This window comes from Nostoc sp. FACHB-888 (assembly GCF_014696655.1).
Taxonomy (GTDB): domain Bacteria; phylum Cyanobacteriota; class Cyanobacteriia; order Cyanobacteriales; family Nostocaceae; genus Nostoc.
Genome location: NZ_JACJQM010000096.1, coordinates 1 through 17,905, shown reverse-complemented (window position 1 = coordinate 17,905; position 17,905 = coordinate 1). Strand labels below are relative to the sequence as shown.

General features: G+C 38.5%; 17 protein-coding genes and 4 pseudogenes. 9 read left to right on the top strand and 12 right to left on the bottom strand.

What is annotated here, in order from left to right; genetic code table 11:
• Positions 1–260: chemotaxis protein CheB (locus H6G26_RS30600; RefSeq protein ID WP_190734255.1), on the bottom strand; the 260-nt coding region annotated here is incomplete at its 3' end.
• 680 nt (positions 261–940) lie between these two features.
• Between H6G26_RS30600 and H6G26_RS30595 the strand changes: the two genes are divergently transcribed.
• Positions 941–1,405: a response regulator gene (locus tag H6G26_RS30595; protein WP_190734253.1), complete on the top strand. Its 465-nt coding sequence runs from the start codon at positions 941–943 to the stop codon at positions 1,403–1,405.
• Between the two features lie 237 nt (positions 1,406–1,642).
• On the opposite strand, the gene H6G26_RS41905 is transcribed toward H6G26_RS30595, so the two are convergent.
• The 3 genes from H6G26_RS41905 to H6G26_RS30585 form a co-directional block, all read right to left on the bottom strand.
• Entirely contained in the window at positions 1,643–2,644 is a 1,002-nt protein-coding gene (locus tag H6G26_RS41905) for a DUF6399 domain-containing protein (RefSeq protein WP_199327161.1), read from the bottom strand.
• 51 nt (positions 2,645–2,695) lie between these two features.
• The gene (locus tag H6G26_RS41900; protein WP_199327162.1) at positions 2,696–2,926 is read right to left on the bottom strand and encodes a hypothetical protein; all 231 of its coding nucleotides are present in this window, start codon (positions 2,924–2,926) and stop codon (positions 2,696–2,698) included.
• 334 nt (positions 2,927–3,260) lie between these two features.
• Entirely contained in the window at positions 3,261–3,863 is a 603-nt protein-coding gene (locus H6G26_RS30585) for a response regulator (protein ID WP_190734251.1), read from the bottom strand.
• Between the two features lie 882 nt (positions 3,864–4,745).
• Here H6G26_RS30585 and H6G26_RS43015 point away from each other — a divergent pair.
• Together H6G26_RS43015 and H6G26_RS30580 are read left to right on the top strand one after the other, a co-directional pair.
• Positions 4,746–4,835 (top strand): annotated as a pseudogene (locus H6G26_RS43015) (aquaporin); the annotation flags it as partial.
• Positions 4,836–4,942: 107 nt separating this feature from the next.
• Complete coding sequence (locus H6G26_RS30580) at positions 4,943–6,085, top strand: IS4 family transposase (RefSeq protein WP_190734260.1); 1,143 nt, start codon at positions 4,943–4,945, stop codon at positions 6,083–6,085.
• A 297-nt stretch (positions 6,086–6,382) separates the two neighbouring features.
• On the opposite strand, the gene H6G26_RS30575 is transcribed toward H6G26_RS30580, so the two are convergent.
• Positions 6,383–7,165, bottom strand: coding sequence for an ISAs1 family transposase (locus H6G26_RS30575; RefSeq protein WP_190734258.1), 783 nt, complete (start codon positions 7,163–7,165; stop codon positions 6,383–6,385).
• A 686-nt stretch (positions 7,166–7,851) separates the two neighbouring features.
• Between H6G26_RS30575 and H6G26_RS30570 the strand changes: the two genes are divergently transcribed.
• The gene (locus H6G26_RS30570; RefSeq protein WP_190734249.1) at positions 7,852–8,298 is read left to right on the top strand and encodes a response regulator; all 447 of its coding nucleotides are present in this window, start codon (positions 7,852–7,854) and stop codon (positions 8,296–8,298) included.
• A gap of 140 nt (positions 8,299–8,438) precedes the next feature.
• Here the strand turns inward: H6G26_RS30570 and H6G26_RS30565 are convergent, their stop codons facing one another.
• Positions 8,439–8,651 carry a hypothetical protein gene (locus H6G26_RS30565; RefSeq protein WP_190734247.1) on the bottom strand — a complete coding sequence of 71 codons (213 nt, stop codon included), beginning with the start codon at positions 8,649–8,651 and terminating at the stop codon, positions 8,439–8,441.
• A gap of 420 nt (positions 8,652–9,071) precedes the next feature.
• On the opposite strand from H6G26_RS30565, the gene H6G26_RS30560 reads away from it, so the two are divergent.
• The 3 genes and pseudogenes from H6G26_RS30560 (at position 9,072) to H6G26_RS30550 (ending at position 10,214) form a co-directional block, all read left to right on the top strand.
• Entirely contained in the window at positions 9,072–9,272 is a 201-nt protein-coding gene (locus tag H6G26_RS30560; RefSeq protein WP_190734245.1) for a chlorophyll a/b-binding protein, read from the top strand.
• Between the two features lie 47 nt (positions 9,273–9,319).
• Positions 9,320–9,535, top strand: a pseudogene (locus H6G26_RS30555) (DUF1257 domain-containing protein); the annotation flags it as partial.
• A 514-nt stretch (positions 9,536–10,049) separates the two neighbouring features.
• Positions 10,050–10,214: a hypothetical protein gene (locus H6G26_RS30550; protein ID WP_190734241.1), complete on the top strand. Its 165-nt coding sequence runs from the start codon at positions 10,050–10,052 to the stop codon at positions 10,212–10,214.
• A gap of 206 nt (positions 10,215–10,420) precedes the next feature.
• On the opposite strand, the gene H6G26_RS30545 is transcribed toward H6G26_RS30550, so the two are convergent.
• The 6 genes and pseudogenes from H6G26_RS30545 to H6G26_RS30520 all read right to left on the bottom strand — a co-directional run bounded on the left by H6G26_RS30545 (position 10,421) and on the right by H6G26_RS30520 (position 16,838).
• Entirely contained in the window at positions 10,421–10,960 is a 540-nt protein-coding gene (locus H6G26_RS30545; RefSeq protein WP_242053972.1) for a class I SAM-dependent methyltransferase, read from the bottom strand.
• A pseudogene (locus tag H6G26_RS30540) lies at positions 10,945–11,376 on the bottom strand (IS701 family transposase); the annotation flags it as partial. The pseudogene H6G26_RS30540 and the gene H6G26_RS30545, both read right to left, overlap by 16 nt.
• 323 nt (positions 11,377–11,699) lie before the next feature.
• Positions 11,700–12,539, bottom strand: a pseudogene (locus tag H6G26_RS30535) (response regulator).
• A 583-nt stretch (positions 12,540–13,122) separates the two neighbouring features.
• Complete coding sequence (locus H6G26_RS30530) at positions 13,123–13,344, bottom strand: EAL domain-containing protein (RefSeq protein WP_347242525.1); 222 nt, start codon at positions 13,342–13,344, stop codon at positions 13,123–13,125.
• A gap of 45 nt (positions 13,345–13,389) precedes the next feature.
• Positions 13,390–13,893, bottom strand: coding sequence for a hypothetical protein (locus tag H6G26_RS30525; protein WP_190734237.1), 504 nt, complete (start codon positions 13,891–13,893; stop codon positions 13,390–13,392).
• Between the two features lie 812 nt (positions 13,894–14,705).
• Positions 14,706–16,838, bottom strand: coding sequence for an EAL domain-containing protein (locus H6G26_RS30520; RefSeq protein WP_190734235.1), 2,133 nt, complete (start codon positions 16,836–16,838; stop codon positions 14,706–14,708).
• Between the two features lie 214 nt (positions 16,839–17,052).
• Between H6G26_RS30520 and H6G26_RS30515 the strand changes: the two genes are divergently transcribed.
• Positions 17,053–17,508, top strand: coding sequence for a helix-turn-helix domain-containing protein (locus H6G26_RS30515; RefSeq protein WP_190734233.1), 456 nt, complete (start codon positions 17,053–17,055; stop codon positions 17,506–17,508).
• A gap of 29 nt (positions 17,509–17,537) precedes the next feature.
• Positions 17,538–17,843: a transposase gene (locus H6G26_RS30510; protein WP_190734231.1), complete on the top strand. Its 306-nt coding sequence runs from the start codon at positions 17,538–17,540 to the stop codon at positions 17,841–17,843.
• Positions 17,844–17,905: the final 62 nt, after the last annotated feature.

Sequence of the window (17,905 nt, the reverse complement as noted above, 5' to 3'; positions counted from 1 at the left end):
GGCATTTGAGTTTTTCTTGCCAAAATCTCGCTTAACAGACTTTTGTGGTTAGGATCTAAGTGCTGAATCAGCACAAATGCCATTCCTGTATCAGTAGCTAAATGTCTGAGCAACTGCGTAAATGCCTCTAATCCACCTGCTGAGGCGGCAATGCCAACGATGGGAAATAAAGCATCTTTATTATCAAGTTGCTCTACCTCGAACGATTCACTAGCGGTAGGTTCAGATATAGGTTGCTCAAAGGCTTGCTCATTGGTCATAGGATGAAGTCTAGCACCACACTGGTTTGGTAAATCCGGTTTATATTTTAAGTCAGTTTACTTACAAGAGATGTACGTTCTCTCAAATACCATACTGTTATGGTTCAAACTATTGAGTCAGCAACTAAAAGCACATTCATAGGTCAACAAATACGTTTGGTCAGTTTGGAATTTCCCATTTCCATTTCCTGATTCTATCTCTTACGTTATGATGGCAAGCTCAATAAATGCTTTATTCTGTCTAACCTTCTCAAAGCTAGCACTATTTATTGCCTAACTCCCACTAGTTCAAGCCAATGGTGGTAACAAGTGCTGTGACTCAAACAAGCTGAACCGGAAAAAAATAAATATTTATTGTAAAAATCATACAAATCATACGTTACTCAAACGTTTGCTAAAACATGATCTCTAACAGTCAAGTGCCATACTAAATTTTGTGTTGTATATGATTACATATTAGTTTACTGGTAAGAATTTAGCACTCAGTCCTTCTGAATCCTTACTTTATAAGGAATAGCATAGTTATTACATTTATTTAAAAATGTTTTCCTAATTCTTTAAGTATTCTGACGTATGTATTTTTACCTTTACTAAATAATTCAAGTGATTAGCTCCAATTTTTGATTCGATTACTCAGTTATTTAGTCCACTTGTATATAATTACAGTTTTTCAAATGATTATGAATAATATCTATTTCTCAAACAATCTTGATAATGAAGATTTTGAAGATGACACAACAGACTTAGATATCTTTAAAGGCTTGACAATTCTGGCTGTGGATAACGATTCTATCATCCTGTTTTTAATTACCGAGATTTTTGAAACCTATGGGGTTAAAGTGATAACAGCAGATAACGCTTTAAAAGCATTTGAAGTCATTGAACAACATAAACTGGATCTCTTGATTAGCGATATTACTATGCCAGGAGAATCCGGCTATTGGTTAATACGCAAAGTTAGAACAGTCACGTCTTTAACAACAAGAGAAATTCCAGCAATTGCTTTTACTGGCAATACTGAAGCTAAAGCAGATAAGGAGGCTATTGCCTCTGGTTTTCAAACTTTTATCCAAAAACCTTGGATAAATGAATTAGTAATAGAAACAGCAAAACTACTTAAACGTTCTACTAAAATAGTCTCTTAGGATTTAGTAACGACTTAAGTACTTAAGCCAGAAAGTTACATCTGTAAAGAAGGCAGGAGGCAAAGGGCAGAAGGCATTCGTGAAGAATTTGAACGGGGCTTTAACCCTTACCTAGGAATGATAGCAGTAGAGCTAGTATCGAGCTTGAAAAACCCTCAAAATCACCTTTTCTGCATAATATCGTGAAAAGTTAAATTTTTAACTGACACAGATAATGCAAAAATTTTGGGTAGCAACTTAAGCCGGGACAGCTTGTACGGTAGGCTTTTGAGACTTTCGAGCTTTTAAGGTATGTCTGGGTCTGGGTAGCTCTCCCATTTGTAGGAGAACCGACTCAAACAAGTCAGGGAATGATTTACCAAAGAGTCGTTGGGCAGCAGTAGTGCCATCGTCACGTTTGAGGTCAAAGTTATGGATAATGGTCAACACCTTCAAGGTCTGTTCGGTAAAACCGCGATTGGCATGATGGAGAGCAGATAAATAGCCATTGCGTCCTTCGACCGCCGAAGAAGTGCGCTGGAATTTGGCACACATCCAGATTGCCCAATCAATCCACTGCTGTTGCTCAGAGTTGTGCAAGGTCTGGGTGAAGCCATCTGCTAGGAAACGCGCCTGTGCCTGTTGAGCCGCTTGCTGATAACCCTGTTTGAGTTGGGGTTGACGGGTTTTTCGGGTTTGTTGGTGCCAGTACACCCAAGGCAACAGAACGCTCAACACCCAGTTTTGGAGCTCAGGATCTTGGGTTTGGGTGCTGAGGGCTTGAATCACCCACTGCCACCAAGCATGGAGCGTCCTACTCAAGTCGGGAATCTGACGCTGCCAACGGTGTAGTGCAGCTTGACTCGCAGTTGGGGCATAGGTTTGACTCAAGTCTGCCAATCGTTGCAAGGGGACTTGCAACATCGTGGGTAACTCCAAACCAAACTGGGATTCACCAGTGTTGAGATTAAAAGGATGAATGGCTTGCGACAAGGCGTGTAAACTTTGCTGATAATTTTGGTAATCGGTTTCGAGCATTTGCTGAAGGGCTTGGAACGCCGTGATTTTAGCTTGCACTAAGGAGTTTGACTTTGCCGATGAATCTGCGTTGAGTTTAGTTTGTAAGGCTTGCTGTTGGTTTTGCAGTTGCACCCGTTGACGGGCGATCGCACTGCCCATCGATTTACTTAGGGCATATAGTAGATGGAAGACATCCGGTAGATTCGGACAGGTCAAGCCGCTTAACGCCAGCTTGACCAACGCTTTTGCCCCATCACTGACCAGACACCGACACTCCCATTGATCTAGGTTTTACCACCCACTGACCTGCTCCCACCAAGTTGCGTAGGTGCGGTTCTCACATTCTGTTTCACTGAAGATAAACCCACTGGCTAACTCGATTGCCACGAGAATTGGCAACCCATAAAACGTTTCATCAGCCCCCACGCAGATGCCAATAGGTTGCTCGCCATGACTTGCTTCTGCTTGGGCTTGTCCATAGGCGATGATTTGCTCTTTGACCTGTACTTCCAGTTCTCTCAAGGCACTGGGCAGAACACCCTATTCGCTCTTCGAGATGTAACAGGCGAAAAAATGCCGACAGACTTTCTGAACCGATACCCCCTTTGATGCCGAAGCAATAGATCACTCCAAACACCAGTAATCTCAGCCAATCTCCACCCTCCTTCGTTTCCCACAAGTGGGACTCTGGATACCGTTGTCGTTGCTTTATAGTCCTCAGATGCCGATGGACGCTACTTTTCGGTATTCCTGTGGCCGCGGCGATGCTACGTAGACTCTGTTGAGTTTTCTGACACAAACACTGCAAGACTTTTTGGCTTCGTTCTTGTATATTAAGTGGCATCGTTCTTTGATTTCATTCATTCATCAAGATACGATAGGTATCATTGTAGGACTTGAAAAAATCAACATCAAGCAGGATGAGAGACACTGGCTGTTGCAAGCGTGTCATGCGTCGCCATTCTTGGTCAATATACTCAGTAAATCGTCGGCGATTAGCCACTTGAGTCAAGGAATCGATCCCAACTAATCGTTGCAATTCTTCATTAATTGCAACGAGTTTTCGATGTAGCTGTGATTGCTCAATCAAGCATTTGATCCGTTGACGCAAAACTGACCAGTTAAAAGGTTTGATTACATAATCTGTTGTACCAGCAAGAAATGCATTTTCAATCGAAGATGTATCCTCAACTACTGTAAGCATTAAAACTGGAGTGTATTTACTTGAGTCAATACTCAAGAGTTTAGCGCAACACTCAAACCCCTTCATGTCTGGCAAGATGGTGTCAAGGAGTACTAGTTGTGGGCGCAGTTGTTGAAAAACATTGATTGCCTCCATACCATTTCTTGCTTCTACCACTCGATACCCTGCTTGTTCTAACAAAAGTCGCAGTTGTTGACGGTTGAACGCTTCACTATCAACAATCAGAACTAAACTTGATAGATTTTTTGGCATCATATTACGTATAGATTGTTATCAGTATGTTTTCCCGAAATTATAGTCACTGACTCGCGTTAAAGAACTTCTGGAGCTAAAAACTTCATCCCCTTTTTCAGATATTCCTGCTTGAGCTATTCAATGGTATAAAACCAGTAACCCATGAAAAAGAGGGGGAAAGGGTAAGGGGGAAAGGGAAAGGGAACCCCATATTTAAAAACAGGGGTTTCAAGACATGAACCCTATTAAGTTATCGCACTACGTGGCGGGTATCATCTTCTTTTTTGTTTTTCATATTTAAAAATAGGGGCTTTATACCTTGTGGGGAAAAGTTTTTTTGTTCTTCCCTTGCCCTTACCCATTCCCCTTTTCCCCTTTTCCCCTTCTTGGTAATCAATTAGAATACCTTGGACTATCGGAAGTGGTTGCCCCTGCTATAAATCAACCACTGTAAGCTGTTTATACTCAAGACTAATTTGCTCTAAAATCAGCTGATTACGGCAAATTAAAACTTCAACAACTTCTATTTCGAGAACATACAAACAACGACCTCACCTACTTGACGTTGATTTGTTTAAGATAACCTTTCACAATCAAAGATCATGTTTGAGTTAATGTTTTAGTTATGTATAACTTATACAAATTCTGAGAAAACAGCCCAAAGTTGTAGATCATATTGGACTTTTTCCTCAGCCCTAAGAGTATTGACAAATACTACGTTATATAAATTTTATTTTAGTGTCGCTGCCTAAAACTACGCCCGGAACCGGAGTTGCCGAAAGCCATTAGGGAGCGCACGGCAGAAGCGAAGGCGAAATATGGAGCCACAGGGGTGTAATATCTGCACACGAAGAAGCTACTTTTTGCACCCAAAGGTCAATCAACTGTTGCCGCGACTAATCTGCACCCATCGCCATCGATTTAGGGCTGACTTTAGCACATCTTATCCTGATTCCTGTGACGAATGCCAGTGTTAATCCTGTGTGTTCACTAGCTTGAGGGGAGACAAAATACCCTGAAATAGATATATGGCAAGTAGTGTAGCAATTTGTGGTAAAAGAAAAAGAGCCTTCATTCGCAACAAGCTCTATTTAATGATAATGTTACCAGAATTCTACGAAACAAACCTCAAGCGAGAATTGGGACGTGCAGAATATTTATTACTAAAAATCCTGATAAATTTATTACAATCAATAAAAACTGTAAGCCTTGAAGCATTGGCTACTGGTTTACCCATACCAATATTATTTGAAAGTAGAAGAAAGAAAATCCAACGATTCTTATCTTTAAATTATATAAATGTTGAAGAAATTTGGTTCCCAATTATTAAAAGCTGGTTAGAGATATATTTTCCTTTAAATGAAGTTATTTATTTAGTAATTGACCGGACTAATTGGGGGTGTATTAATATATTAATGATTAGTGTGGTTTGGGATAAAAGGTCTATCCCAATATACTTTAAGCTATTAGACAAATTGGGTTCAAGCAATTTTGATGAACAAGAAGCAGTATTTAAAAAAGCATTGCCTCTTTTTAATAATTATAAGACTGTAGTGTTAGGAGACCGTGAATTTTGTTCAATAAGGCTGGCTAACTGGCTGACAGAGCAGAAAGTATATTTCTGTTTACGCTTAAAAAAAGATGCATTTATAGAAATAGAACCGGAAATTTGGCTGCAATTAAGAGATTTAGGTTTAGCGCCTGGCCTTTCTTTCTTTTACCAAGGCATTAAATATACAAAATCCCTTGGGTTTGTTAGCTTTAATCTCGCTGCTAAATGGAAACGTAAACGTTTGGGAGTTGCGCCGGAGGAGGGTTGGTTTATCCTTACCAATTTAGATGATTTAGATTCAGTTATTAGAGCTTATAAACAACGCTTTGATATTGAAGAAATGTTTAGAGATTTTAAGAGTGGTGGTTATAATTTGGAAGATACTAATGTATCAGGTCAACGGCTAATTTCCCTAACATTATTAATCTCACTCGCCTATACTGCTGCAACTATATCTGGTCAAAAAATTAAACGTATGGGCGTTCAAAAATATGTTGGACGAATTAAAGAATCTAAGCGGATTATTCGACGACATAGTAGTTTTTATATTGGTCTTTATGGTGACAATTGGATCAATTTCATGGAAAACTCTTATGAGTTAGTCACTGAATTATTGAGATTAAGTCCTAATAAGCGTAAGTACTACCAACAAGGAAAGAGGGCTATGAGGCTTATTCTATCTGCATCATAGCCCTTTTTGTAGCCCCGCAAGGTTCACTAGCCACAGCTGTCTTTAGGGAGAACGCATCTTATTTACTAGTCAAAACTAAGAGAGATTTCAAAATGACCTAGATAATTGTAAAAATTGATTAAATGATAAATAAAATAAATGAAGTATTCTCAAAAAGCATGAATTATCTTATCTGAAGCTGAATGATTATTTATTGATACTAAAATAACTCAAGATTCGAGTTTATAAAACTATGTTTATTTAGAGGAAAAATGAAATTCTTCCTAAATATTCAAATTTAATTTCTGATATATGAGTTTATGCTAATGCTAAAACTCTTGCTAAATAATTGTTATCCAGCCCAGCGAGAAACTGTTTATTTTTTATTCCACGTTTGACACGCTTCTCTTGACCTAAAAGATTGACTGCAATATGTTTGAGAATTGCAAAATTTTGTGGAGCATTATCTTTTCTAATGCGACAGTCATCTTCCTTCAAGGCGACATCTAATATCCAATGTAATGAATTCTCAATTCCCCAATGACTGCGAATAGAATTACCAAACTGTTTAGCATTTGATTCAAGGCTACTGATAAAATAATGGGTTTCAACCGTTGTTTCACCATTTAATGAACGGACGGATTCTACCATTCCAACACTATTAAATTTTGACCAAACTGAATCTGGATTAAGCCGAGGTTCCATTAACATTACGTAATTGCGGATTTCATGACGACCATGCCCTGTTTCTTCTGTTTTATATGTGCTATGTGCAATCCCCTCAAACCCTGTAGCTATGCCTGAAGAGAATAGTTTTTCAACTTCATCATAAAGGTTGTCTTGGTTCTTCTTTAACGCAATTACATAATCTGCATTTTGCTGTGTTATTAGCTTCACAATCTCTTTCTGGCAACCGATTGCATCAATCGTCACAATACATCCAGATAGTTCTAATACCTTCCAACCATCCGCTCCACAAATCACAGCACATACAGCAATGGTCATGATATCAATTAAATTGTGTCGTTTAGTGCGGTCAATTCGTGGGTCTTCTATTCCCCAAAAATGGTCAGCAATCGTGATTTTTGGTTTGAGCTTCATCTTAGGAGCTGGGAGAATGTAATTCTTCTTTCTGATAAATGTGAGAATACCATGTTCAATCAAGGGCAGCCGTCCTGACTTTTCACGCCATCTGTAATAAGTCACTTTGAAGAGTTTTCGATGGCGTAACCGCCCAACGCGCTGGCGATCGCATAAATCGAGTTTTTCTTTGCGCTGATCTCCTCGTGATTCCTAGTCATTAATCTAAAACTATTGAGAATCAGACTGTGAGAAAACCTACGCTATTAAGTGGAGAACTGACCGTGAAAATTTAGGCAGCCGACGGCTGCCTCTAACTCCCCCTCACAATGATTATCATTTTCATTTTAAGTGAGATTTAATTTCCTCAAAGCCTTATGTAGTGTGAGTCTTGGTGTATTTCATCCTGATTCAGGCTCGTCAATATTTAGATGCGTTTGCCCTGCAGCTGTCTTTACTCGTGGCTGGGCATTAGCTGATATTTGGATTTTTTTTTTCGTCCTATTTCAAGTACTGCTTTAGACTTAATTCCCCAGGGCAATTTTTCATTACACAGGTGGCTTGAATTGAGAAAAATACCCATCGTCAGCAATTGAAATTCTTGTACAGTGCGTTGTTTACTCGCCACGAGCAGTCAGATTGCGTGGAGAGTCCTTAACTGTGATTTTTCACAAATAATATAGGATTACTATAGTTGCATTTAGCTTATGAATTCATATAATTACACCATTTTATTAGCTTCTAACGAGCCGATTACACAAATTTTAATTAAAGATGTGATTGAACAAGCGTCTTTAGACCATGTATTCGTAAATGTGTTTATAGTCAAATCCCCGGTAGAAGCTGTAGATTATCTTGAAAGCAAAGTTTCTTCAGTTGATAACTTAGATTCCTGTTTACCTCTAGTAATATTATCAGATTTCAACATCTCTGTTTTGTCAAGTCTAGAGTTATTAACATGGGTAAAACAGCATCCCTTATTGAACCAGATACCAGTGGTCGTGATTAGTGACTTAGAAGATAAAAATCAAGCTATAGAAGCTATGCACTTAGGCGCTAGCTCTTACTTTGTCAAATCGGAGCCAATAGAGAATCTAATCTACCTGATAAAAGCTCTTTTACCTTGGCTGCTACTGGATTATGGCGGTAATTAAGGTTAAGAAGTTATCAAAAAAGGATTGCTAAGACAGTACGTAAGGGGGTGCAATCGCTTCTTTTGAATGTTTATCACCTCAAAGCCTTCAGCTTCCATAGTTTCTATATAAAGAGCGCAGAATATTACCATCTTCAATCTTTAAGGTTTATAACGTTTATTTCGTACAGACCATTTTTGGCGAGCATCCTTGACAATTCTTATCTCTTCTTGTGATAATAATTCATCTGACTGGCCAGACGCTATAATTTTGGCTGCTATTACCGCTTTTTTGGATGATACACCGTACTGAATCAGTTCATTGCGAAATATTTTTTCTCTTTCTTCTGCTAATGTAAAAAAACTACTTAACATCGTTTTAAATATTTAAAATTTATTTTTAAATTATTTTAATGAAAATAGATTTCTCCTTCAAATGCTATGGATTTTAAAAGTTTATAACTTCTATCTTTGGGAATACTTCAAGTATTAATACTTAAAGTACTTCCAGATGCAACTAGTTTAGGTTGACACTTTTACTCCTTAAAAACTTGATATACAAGAGTTTCAACGCAGCAATTCTCATTTTAAAATAAATAAGATATTAACCGAGTATTTGTAAATAGCCTCTTATACAAAGCGAGTATATTGTGTTCCTGTATACAAGTTTCTTGCAAAAAGAATCGTCCTTCAGGTTGCGTGCTATTTAAATCTAAAGACAGGGAATTTTTGTATTCAGGGTAATTATTATCGAAATATCAAAGAAATATTGAGTTTTATTGAGGAATATTAACAATGCAATCTAACACTGCTACCGAAAAACCCCCTGTTACTAAAGCTTACAATGGCAAAGACCGGAATGGCTTGCTCTTTGGCTGGAATCCCCAAGCTGAAATTTGGAACGGGCGCTTTGCGATGATTGGCTTCCTTGCTTACCTACTTTGGGATCTAAGTGGCTATAGCGTAGTTCGTAACTTGCTCTACTTAGTTGGTTAGACTTTTTCCTTTATGCTTGGGTGTTAGGATTTATAGAGATGTTTAACCTTGCTGTTCTTGAAGGCGAATGTGACATTGGCTGGTCTAGCAATGTTGATGGAACTTTTGATTTTATTGCTGATGTGCCGGGTGTTGCTATCAAGCACAACCAAGCTCAACTGCTCAATTCCATCAATCAAAAGTATGCAGTTAACAAGACCTTGAGTCAGACCCAGCAACGTGGTTTGCAAAATGCCAATGTTTTGTTAGTGCTGCAAAATTAGTTGCCAAAATTACTTGGTTTTTTGTTCTATGTAGTGAAAATTTAATCAGAGGGATTAAAGCCAAATTTAATACTTTTGTACTGGAGTTATCTTTTTCTCCTAGCTTTAATGTCATCAATCACAGCGTAAGCAATGTTTGCTTTGCAACTCTATTAAACATCGTTGTATTCAAATGCTGAGGCTTTGCTCCCCTGAGAATATGGCGACCGCATAATTCTGTGATTCAGCAACGCCGCAAATTGAGTTGCTTTGGTAGCAGTTAACACAGAGCTATAAGACACTAGGAATTGGCGAAGATATAATTGATTCAGAAGGCAGAAGGCAGAAGGAACCCACGCTTAAAAACGTGGGATTGAAAACTTGGACGCCGTAAATATGCGCCCTCCGGGTTCACCAGTCGCCTACGGCGGGAAACCCGCCTACAGCGCTGGTTCACTACGCGTCTTGAAATACATTTTCTTTTTTAGTGGGCAATAACCCACAACTAAAGTTTTTATTGACACTCTTAACATAAGTGCCTTCTGCCCTCGTCCCTCTGCCTTTCTTTGTAATTGTTAATACTTGGTTAGAGCTTGTCAAGGAACGAGTTGTAGATTTGCACTCTCGTTTTGATGCCTACGGCAACCCTTTTGGTGTACGCCACATCTACGATCGCCGTTCTTATCTTCGTATCCTTTGAAAAGGCTTAAGAAGAGCTTCTCGCCGCCCCCGTCCTCATCCCTGCCCGATTAACAACCGCCCTCCACAGGCTACGATTGCTCCTTGGGGTAATGGTGTATTTATGTTTGACCAAATTTTGACAACCAATGGTTGTCAAAATTTGGTCAAGGGTGTTGTATTGGGAAAGGACTTTTTAAACATCCTCTGAGGCAGTAAGCCAACATTTTAATTCTTTTGGGCAATATGAAAAGCCGAAATATATGAAAGTTTAAGCTGTCCTCCAAAGTCATTATCTATTCGTTGCTTTAACCCGGCAAACAGCAATTCTTTTTTTTGTGGTTCTAACTTTAAATACGGTGAATAAGTATTTAACAGAGTTAAATATTCATCTGAGCTATAGATTACTTCAGATTTAACTTGTCCAAACTTCAAGTCTTTAAATTGCCTAGAATCAATTATCATACCCCCTAATTGTTTGAGGATTTCTTGTTGTGTTTCATCATCTTCATAACGAGCGACAGATGGAGCGTATGCTTGATAAATTTCTGATAAAGTTTGATAAACTTCGTACCTAGGTTGCAGTTCCTTATTCCACAGTAAAATCAAATACCTGTTATCCTTCAATGCACTTGCCGCTTTTGCATAGCCTATTTCAGGAGATATCCAATGAAAAGAAGATGCTGCTAATACAGCATCAAACTGACCTACTTCTAGTGTCCATTCCTCAAAAGATGTGTTTTGAATTTCTACATCTGCATATTCCAAGGTATGCGCCATTGTCCAACTACTAAGTACAAGACTACTATATGCAAGCCTCGTTTGCCGTTGTAAACGGTTATTAGATTCTTAAATGCTTTAAACTGACCACATTTCTCTAAAGTTGTCAGGTCAACTATTACTTGTAGAAACGCTTTTCTTCCCAATGGACAATGACTGTTAACTTGCTCAATCGCCTGTTGACGAACATGACGAATTAGCTTACGAGTAGGCCATTTATAGGTATTTAAAAATCTACTTAAAGCGCTTTCGGATTTAGATTTGCTGTAATGTGGCAGAGGTTTTCCATTTGCTGCCAAAAATAGCCCTAGCATTGCTTCCAAGTTATCTCGTTGATAAAGACTAGGCATCAATCCCAGAATCGTATACATTAGGGTATGGGCGTGGGCAAGAATGATTTCCATATTTCTTGCTGTTATTTATGTTATCTACGCCCTTTTTTCTCATTTTTTACGAGCATATAAAAATATCTTTATGCAGATGACATTATTCCCATCTTTGTATATGTCATTTGTATATACTCTGATACTAAATGTAGTTTATTATGTCAGTACATAAAGTAGAAGTTCTATCTTTAGATGTTACTTTTATTTTCTTGTTCTTGGTTAATACTGGTTGTTTTTATCAGGTGCAAGATATGAGTTAACCCTTGAGGGAAGATTTAAAATCAAAGATCAAAGTTGATTCGTAAAGAAAATTTTAAAAGTATTCAACTCATTTGTAGTACTTAAATGCCGACTTTTGAAGCAAGTGCATGATATTGTTTACGCCAAGCATGGGGAGGTAAGCCATGATGTTGCCGAAACTGGCGAGACAAATGAGATACATCTTGGTAGCCTAATGCTTTAGCAATTTGCTCTACAGTCTGCTCGCTATTTTGAAGTAACAATCGCGCTCCTAGCATCCGACGTTTGACAATCCAGTTGTTTATAGTTTCTCCTGTTTGCTTTGCAACTCTATTAGTTAAATAAGCAGGTGACTAACCAAGCTCTTGGGCGACATCACACAGACTAATTCCTTCATGATAATGGGCTTCTATAAACTCAAACATTGCTTTTAATTCTGGAGCGTTGGGAAAGATTGATGCTTCCTGGACAATCACTGAATTCTTCGTTGCAGACACGGAGTTAAAAGCTTTCTGAAATTTAGTAGCACACCAGGATTGAAGAAAAGTCTGTCTCTGTAAGCGGATATTAATTGCTTTAAGTAGCTCGTCTAATGTTGATGGTTTGGTAATGTAGTCATCCGCTCCTAACTCCATAGCTTTGCGAATATTTGCTTTAGTCGTGCTGCTGGCAAGAAAAATGAAGGGAATATTTGCTGTTTGGGGGTCTTGGCGTAAGGTATTTAGAACTGTATAACCATCAATATCAGGCATTGTAATATCGCAAATCACTAAGTCAGGTAAATGCTCTTGTATTTGTTTGATACCTAGAAGACCGCTTTGAACATCCATGACATCAAAACCTTTTGCTTTGAGTCCTTGAATGTAAAGATCCCTTGTAACACGATCGTCTTCAATAACCAAAATTCTTTTTAACGGTTCGATATCATTTTTAGCTAACATAAATTTTAGTGGAAAAGGTTACTGAGATTTGTATCGGCTTTTCAGTAGTGATAAGAATAAATGCCTCTGTTTTAATAAAAATTTTGAATAGAGATGCTATCAATCATAAGCACAAGCCTTTATTAATCGCTACTTTTTAGAGAGACTTCAAACGGGCTATATCGCATTTTATAAAAATATTTAAATTGTGCTTATTAAGAAGATAACATTATTACCTAGAAAATACTTCTATTCCTTCAGGAGTAAAATTAACAATCTTATTAATGATTTTAAATATCTCAAATAAATGAAGACAATTTAATCAGGATATTGATTATTGATTAATACTGTATTCAACACTTAGCTTACAACATATCAAACTATTATGTAATAAATTACGAAAAGATCCTACTTTTCCTACTTTTCCTACTTTGACTTATTTTATCTTTTGAATACCGCCACATACTCCCCACTGAAAACATAAAAGCCCCCGACTACCACAGCCACCGACAACAAACCCTTCTAGTTCCCAGTAGTCCTACTTCCGAGAAAGCTGTGGGCTTGTTTTGCGTTCCGATTGCCATCTGTGCAATCGCATGAGGCATTATAGTCCAAACCTGGACATTAAAGCTCCTAAAGGCTTGAGCGTGATTGGTTTCTCCCATGACAGAAGAGGGTTAGGGTGCAAGCTAGATGAAATTAATTGCTCAAGGGAGAAGCTATCAAGTGGGGGTGAGAAGAAGTATCCCTGTGCGTGTTGGCATTGTTTGATTTGAAGTTGGTTTAATTGTTCAATTGTTTCCACCCCCTCGGCAATAACAGTCACTATCTGCGTTATTCCTCTGTGGCTGCTATTTAGTAGGGTCTGATATTATCTTGCTCCCGGTAAAACTTCAAATAAAGCCGCAATAGCCACCCATGAGCGAGGGGCACCATGCCAAAGTTCTGGAAGAATAACTTGAGCAGCTTTAGCATCATCCCAACTAAGTAGTCCATACTTATTAACTCTTTGAGCAAAAGGAGCTAACGCTCCTTCCCAGGGCCAATAGTTTAATAATGAGGAGTTAAATTGGTGATCTAACAGTTCATGTCCTAGCAGGCGCAATCGAGGATGAGTTAATAACACCCTTTGTTTATCAGCATTTGTAAATAGGAGATAATATTGTCGTTTAAAAATAGGAATAGGCAACCAATCAACTAAATCCCAAGCCTGTTCTAATGAATGCAAGCGAAAGTTTTCCGAGTAATGAACATGAGGATTGCACCAAGAATCAATACTGCGAATTTCTGCCCTACGGGGAAAGCCAAGAGAATCAAAATAGTCACGCCAGTGGCAATTATTAACATATAAAATTTCTCGTGTACTTAACCACATTGATTGACTCCCTGTATTGAAGTGAACTACAAAGGATAAAGCAATTAATTGAAGAAGAATGCTGAATTCACTAATTCAGCATTTTTTAGCTTAGGTAGGGGTTTTACCGTTAATACTTTTACGTCCAAACAAGCTACATTTACGAGTTACACGACATATAAGTAATAGCAATTTGTAATTCGCCATTAAAATAGGTCAGATTTTACCCGCGTTTCGAGTACAAGCATCTGTTGCTTAATAAGAGGAGAATCGGTAGCTTGAGAATTTTTACTGCAAGGTTAATTGCTATTAACTAACAACATATTACTACTAAAATCACTAATCATTTCTCAAAAATCCAGTCAGTAGGATTGTAATTTACTATCAACAAAGCTATAACTATTGATACATCTATCCAGCAATTATCCCAGTATAGATAGATGACAAGAATCAAATTTTATGGGTTACATATTAAGCGTTATTACTTCTGATATCTAAACACATTTTAACTTGATATCAGCTAGATGTTATGAATTTAACATATCAGCTAAAAATTTAAACGTAGAGCAAATAAGTCTAGAATCAACTAAGTAGGCACAAGCCTTGAAAAAAGATACCAGCCGTCACAATCAAGATCCACGTTACACAACGAATAAACTTGAAACACGGCTGGTATAGGAGTGAAAGCGGTCTCCCCTAACCAATGCTCGAACTCAAGTTCAGCTTCAGCATATACGTCGCCAAAATTCGGGCACAATTGCAAATGTATCGGACGGGTTTTAAGTTTATGCATACGCTTTGGTTGCACATTTTTGCATTGCTCTTGGGGATGCTTAACTTGACTGCTGTTGTATTAAAGCACCTGCGACTGATACTGCTGCTGGTTGTGAGAAAAAGTACCCTTGCCCATATTTGCATTGCAATTTTTTAACTTGCTCGAGCTGCACTACTGTTTCTATTCCTTCTGCTATAACATCTATGTTTAGATTGTGAGCTAATGCAATAATCGTGCGTACAATCTCTGCATATTTTCTACTAGTGTCCATATTTTTAATAAAGGAGCGGTCAATTTTTAGTGCATTAATAGGAAAACGGTGCAGATAGCTTAAAGATGAATAACCAGTACCAAAATCGTCTATGTGTAATTCAATACCTAGTTTCTTGAGTTGCCAAAGTATAGCTGTTGCAGATTGAGTGTTCTCAATGAGTACACTTTCAGTCATTTCTAGTTTTAACCTAGATGGATCTAACTTAGTTTCTTGTAAAATCAAGTAAATTTGCTCAGTGAAATTGGATTGCAAAAGCTGTTTGCTAGAAAGATTGACGCTGATTGTCAGTTGGGTTTGCGGAAATTGCTGCTGCCATTGGCGCATCTGGTTGCAAGCCTCTCGAAGTACCCAGTAGCCAATGGGAACGATTAGTCCAGTTTCTTCCGCCACTGAAATAAAATCTGTTGGAAGCACAAGACCCTGCTTTGGGTGCTGCCATCGGATAAGAGACTCAAACCCGATAATTTTTTCAGTTTGCAATGAAACAATTGGCTGGTAGTAAATCCGAAATTCCTGGCGTTCAATAGCACGTCGCAAGTCTGTCTCTAACTGCAACAGCTTTGCACGTTCAGTGTACATAGCTGTATCAAATATTTTGTAACCTGCCCTGCCTAAAGCCTTAGCGCGATACATTGCAATATCAGCGTTGCGTAGGAGGTTCTCTACTTGGTGATCACCTGTTGTACTAAGGGCAATACCAATGCTCACAGTAGAAAACACCTCATGCCCGCTTAAATGGAAAGGTATTGCCAATTCCTGTTGCAGCCGCTCGGCAATGTCAATAACATCTTTAATCCCCTGAATCTCCTCTAACAAGATGGCAAACTCATCTCCTCCCAGGCGGGCTAAAATATCTCCAGAGCGTAGCCCAGTTTGAAGTCGATGAGCTAAGGCAACCAGTAATTGATCTCCTATAATATGTCCAAGACTATCATTAACAATCTTAAAGCGATCTAAATCCAGGAATAGAACAGCAAATAAATTATCAGAGCTTTTAGCACGCTCGACTGTTTGCTTTAACCGCTCCATAAATTGCATCCGGTTGGGCAAACCTGTTAATGCATCATGAAAAGCAATATTAGCTAATCGTGCCTGGGCCTGCTGGCGCTCCGATATCTCCTGTTTGAGGAGCATATTAGATTTTAATAGCTCGGCAGTTCGTTCCTCAACCCGGATTTCTAACTGCTCGTAAGCTTTTCGTAATGCTTCCTGATTCTGCTGGCGCTGGGCAACTTGGGCTGAATGCTCTGTTTGAAGTTGCTGTTGGTGCCTAATTTTTTCAATGTAGTTATCAAAGAAATCAGCTAAACTTGGCTCTGATTCTAATAATTTACTTAATTGCTTAATAACTCGCTTATCTGTTTTATAAGAAACTTCGGGGTGACCTTCTATCCACAGATGGCACATTTTTATGTAACTTATAAACGTAATTAAGTGCTGGTAATTTACAAGCCCAAGCAGGTGACGCAGATGGGAGCGACAATCCTTACTCTGTTTTGGCTCGAGGAAGATGAATATTGAACAGTATAGTAAACTTTTTTCCAGTGCCTCACTCAAATCTGATAGGTTTATCAACTGGCTAGATGAGCAGGCAAGTATATATAGGTATGCATCGATGTCGGTTGCCGTTGGCGGAGGCGATTCGAGCAAATCTAATATCTGCTGTGCTTCTACCCCTAAAGTGCGTAAGTGGCAACTATGACAAATTATACAATATGGCAAAGCACAGTAACGTGAAAGGTATGCAAAAAGCTTTTCCTTCAACATTGGCGATAAGGGATTATTAACGTAAGCACAAAGCGTTTGTTGCCAGAGATTTTCTAATGCTTGTACATTCTGCTCGGCTGGCTCAAAGAAAGAAGGAACAAAACCAAAGTTTTTTGCGATTTCTGCCTTAATTTCCGCACTGGTTCGCATATATCATAATTTTAATTCCTTAGCAAGACGCAAAAATTATAATAACCTGCAAATAAGCAGATTGATATAATCTGATACAAAAATCCCTTAAGTGTATGTGTAATGTTTAAGACAATTGAATTTTAGTGCATCATATAAGTAAGTTGGCGTGAAAAAACCAAACTATGTAAAGATAAGTAAATACGGAGAATGCATCTACCGAGGTGACTAAGACATGGGCGCTCGTTTAAGGGTATTTCTGACTCGTGATCAGGATAAAACTTTATTAAATCTAAGAACTGCGGATGCACCACAGAAAGTCAAAGATCGAGCAGAGATCATCAGGCTAAATGCACATGGCTGGTACGTTGAAAAAATAGCTGCTCATTTTAACTGGACTTTGCAAACAGTCAGAGAAGTTTTACATAAATGGGAAAAGCTTGGTCTAGAAGGACTTTGGGATAAAGTCGGTCGAGGAGGAAAACCGAAATGGGAGGAATCAGATATAGTTTTTTTAGAAGAATGCCTTAAAAAAGAACCACGCACATACAATAGTCTTCAATTAGCTCAAAAACTTCTTAGCGATCGCCAAATTCAACTGAGTCCTGACAGATTAAGACTGGTACTCAAAAAAAGGGGGTCATTTGGAAACGAAGCAGAAAAAGCCATAAACGAAAACAAAACCCTGTAATACGCGAGAAAAAGCAAGCAGACTTAGATATGTTGCAATTAGCTGCTGCTACCGGAGAAATAGACTTAAAGTATCTAGATGAATCAGGATTTTGTCTGTGGAGTGAACCAGGCTACACCTATTACTTTAGAGGTGAGCAAAAACGTTTGGAACAAACAAAACGCCGTGGTCGCAGACTAAGCATTATTGGGCTTCTTCAACCTTTGATCAGTTTTGTTTATGGTTTGGTGATCGGAGGCGTTAACCGCAAGTCTTATATCCAAATAATGGAGCAAGAAGCGGCTGATGCCCAAAGAGGGGTAGTGTTACGGAAGCTGTCACCAGGGGCAAAGTAGTACAGCAGTATTAAACTGGAAACTTTCCCATCACCCCGTCGTATTCTTTTTGAGCTTCCCCT

Excerpts from the sequence above, each read along its gene's own strand:
- H6G26_RS30595 (WP_190734253.1), top strand. The coding sequence starts at position 941 with ATGAATAATATCTATTTCTCAAACAATCTTGATAATGAAGATTTTGAA.
- H6G26_RS30585 (WP_190734251.1), bottom strand. The coding sequence starts at position 3,863 with ATGATGCCAAAAAATCTATCAAGTTTAGTTCTGATTGTTGATAGTGAA.
- H6G26_RS30580 (WP_190734260.1), top strand. The coding sequence starts at position 4,943 with ATGTTACCAGAATTCTACGAAACAAACCTCAAGCGAGAATTGGGACGT.
- H6G26_RS30575 (WP_190734258.1), bottom strand. The coding sequence starts at position 7,165 with ATGAAGCTCAAACCAAAAATCACGATTGCTGACCATTTTTGGGGAATA.
- H6G26_RS30570 (WP_190734249.1), top strand. The coding sequence starts at position 7,852 with ATGAATTCATATAATTACACCATTTTATTAGCTTCTAACGAGCCGATT.
- H6G26_RS30565 (WP_190734247.1), bottom strand. The coding sequence starts at position 8,651 with ATGTTAAGTAGTTTTTTTACATTAGCAGAAGAAAGAGAAAAAATATTT.
- H6G26_RS30560 (WP_190734245.1), top strand. The coding sequence starts at position 9,072 with ATGCAATCTAACACTGCTACCGAAAAACCCCCTGTTACTAAAGCTTAC.
- H6G26_RS30525 (WP_190734237.1), bottom strand. The coding sequence starts at position 13,893 with ATGTGGTTAAGTACACGAGAAATTTTATATGTTAATAATTGCCACTGG.
- H6G26_RS30520 (WP_190734235.1), bottom strand. The coding sequence starts at position 16,838 with ATGCGAACCAGTGCGGAAATTAAGGCAGAAATCGCAAAAAACTTTGGT.
- H6G26_RS30515 (WP_190734233.1), top strand. The coding sequence starts at position 17,053 with ATGGGCGCTCGTTTAAGGGTATTTCTGACTCGTGATCAGGATAAAACT.
- H6G26_RS30510 (WP_190734231.1), top strand. The coding sequence starts at position 17,538 with ATGTTGCAATTAGCTGCTGCTACCGGAGAAATAGACTTAAAGTATCTA.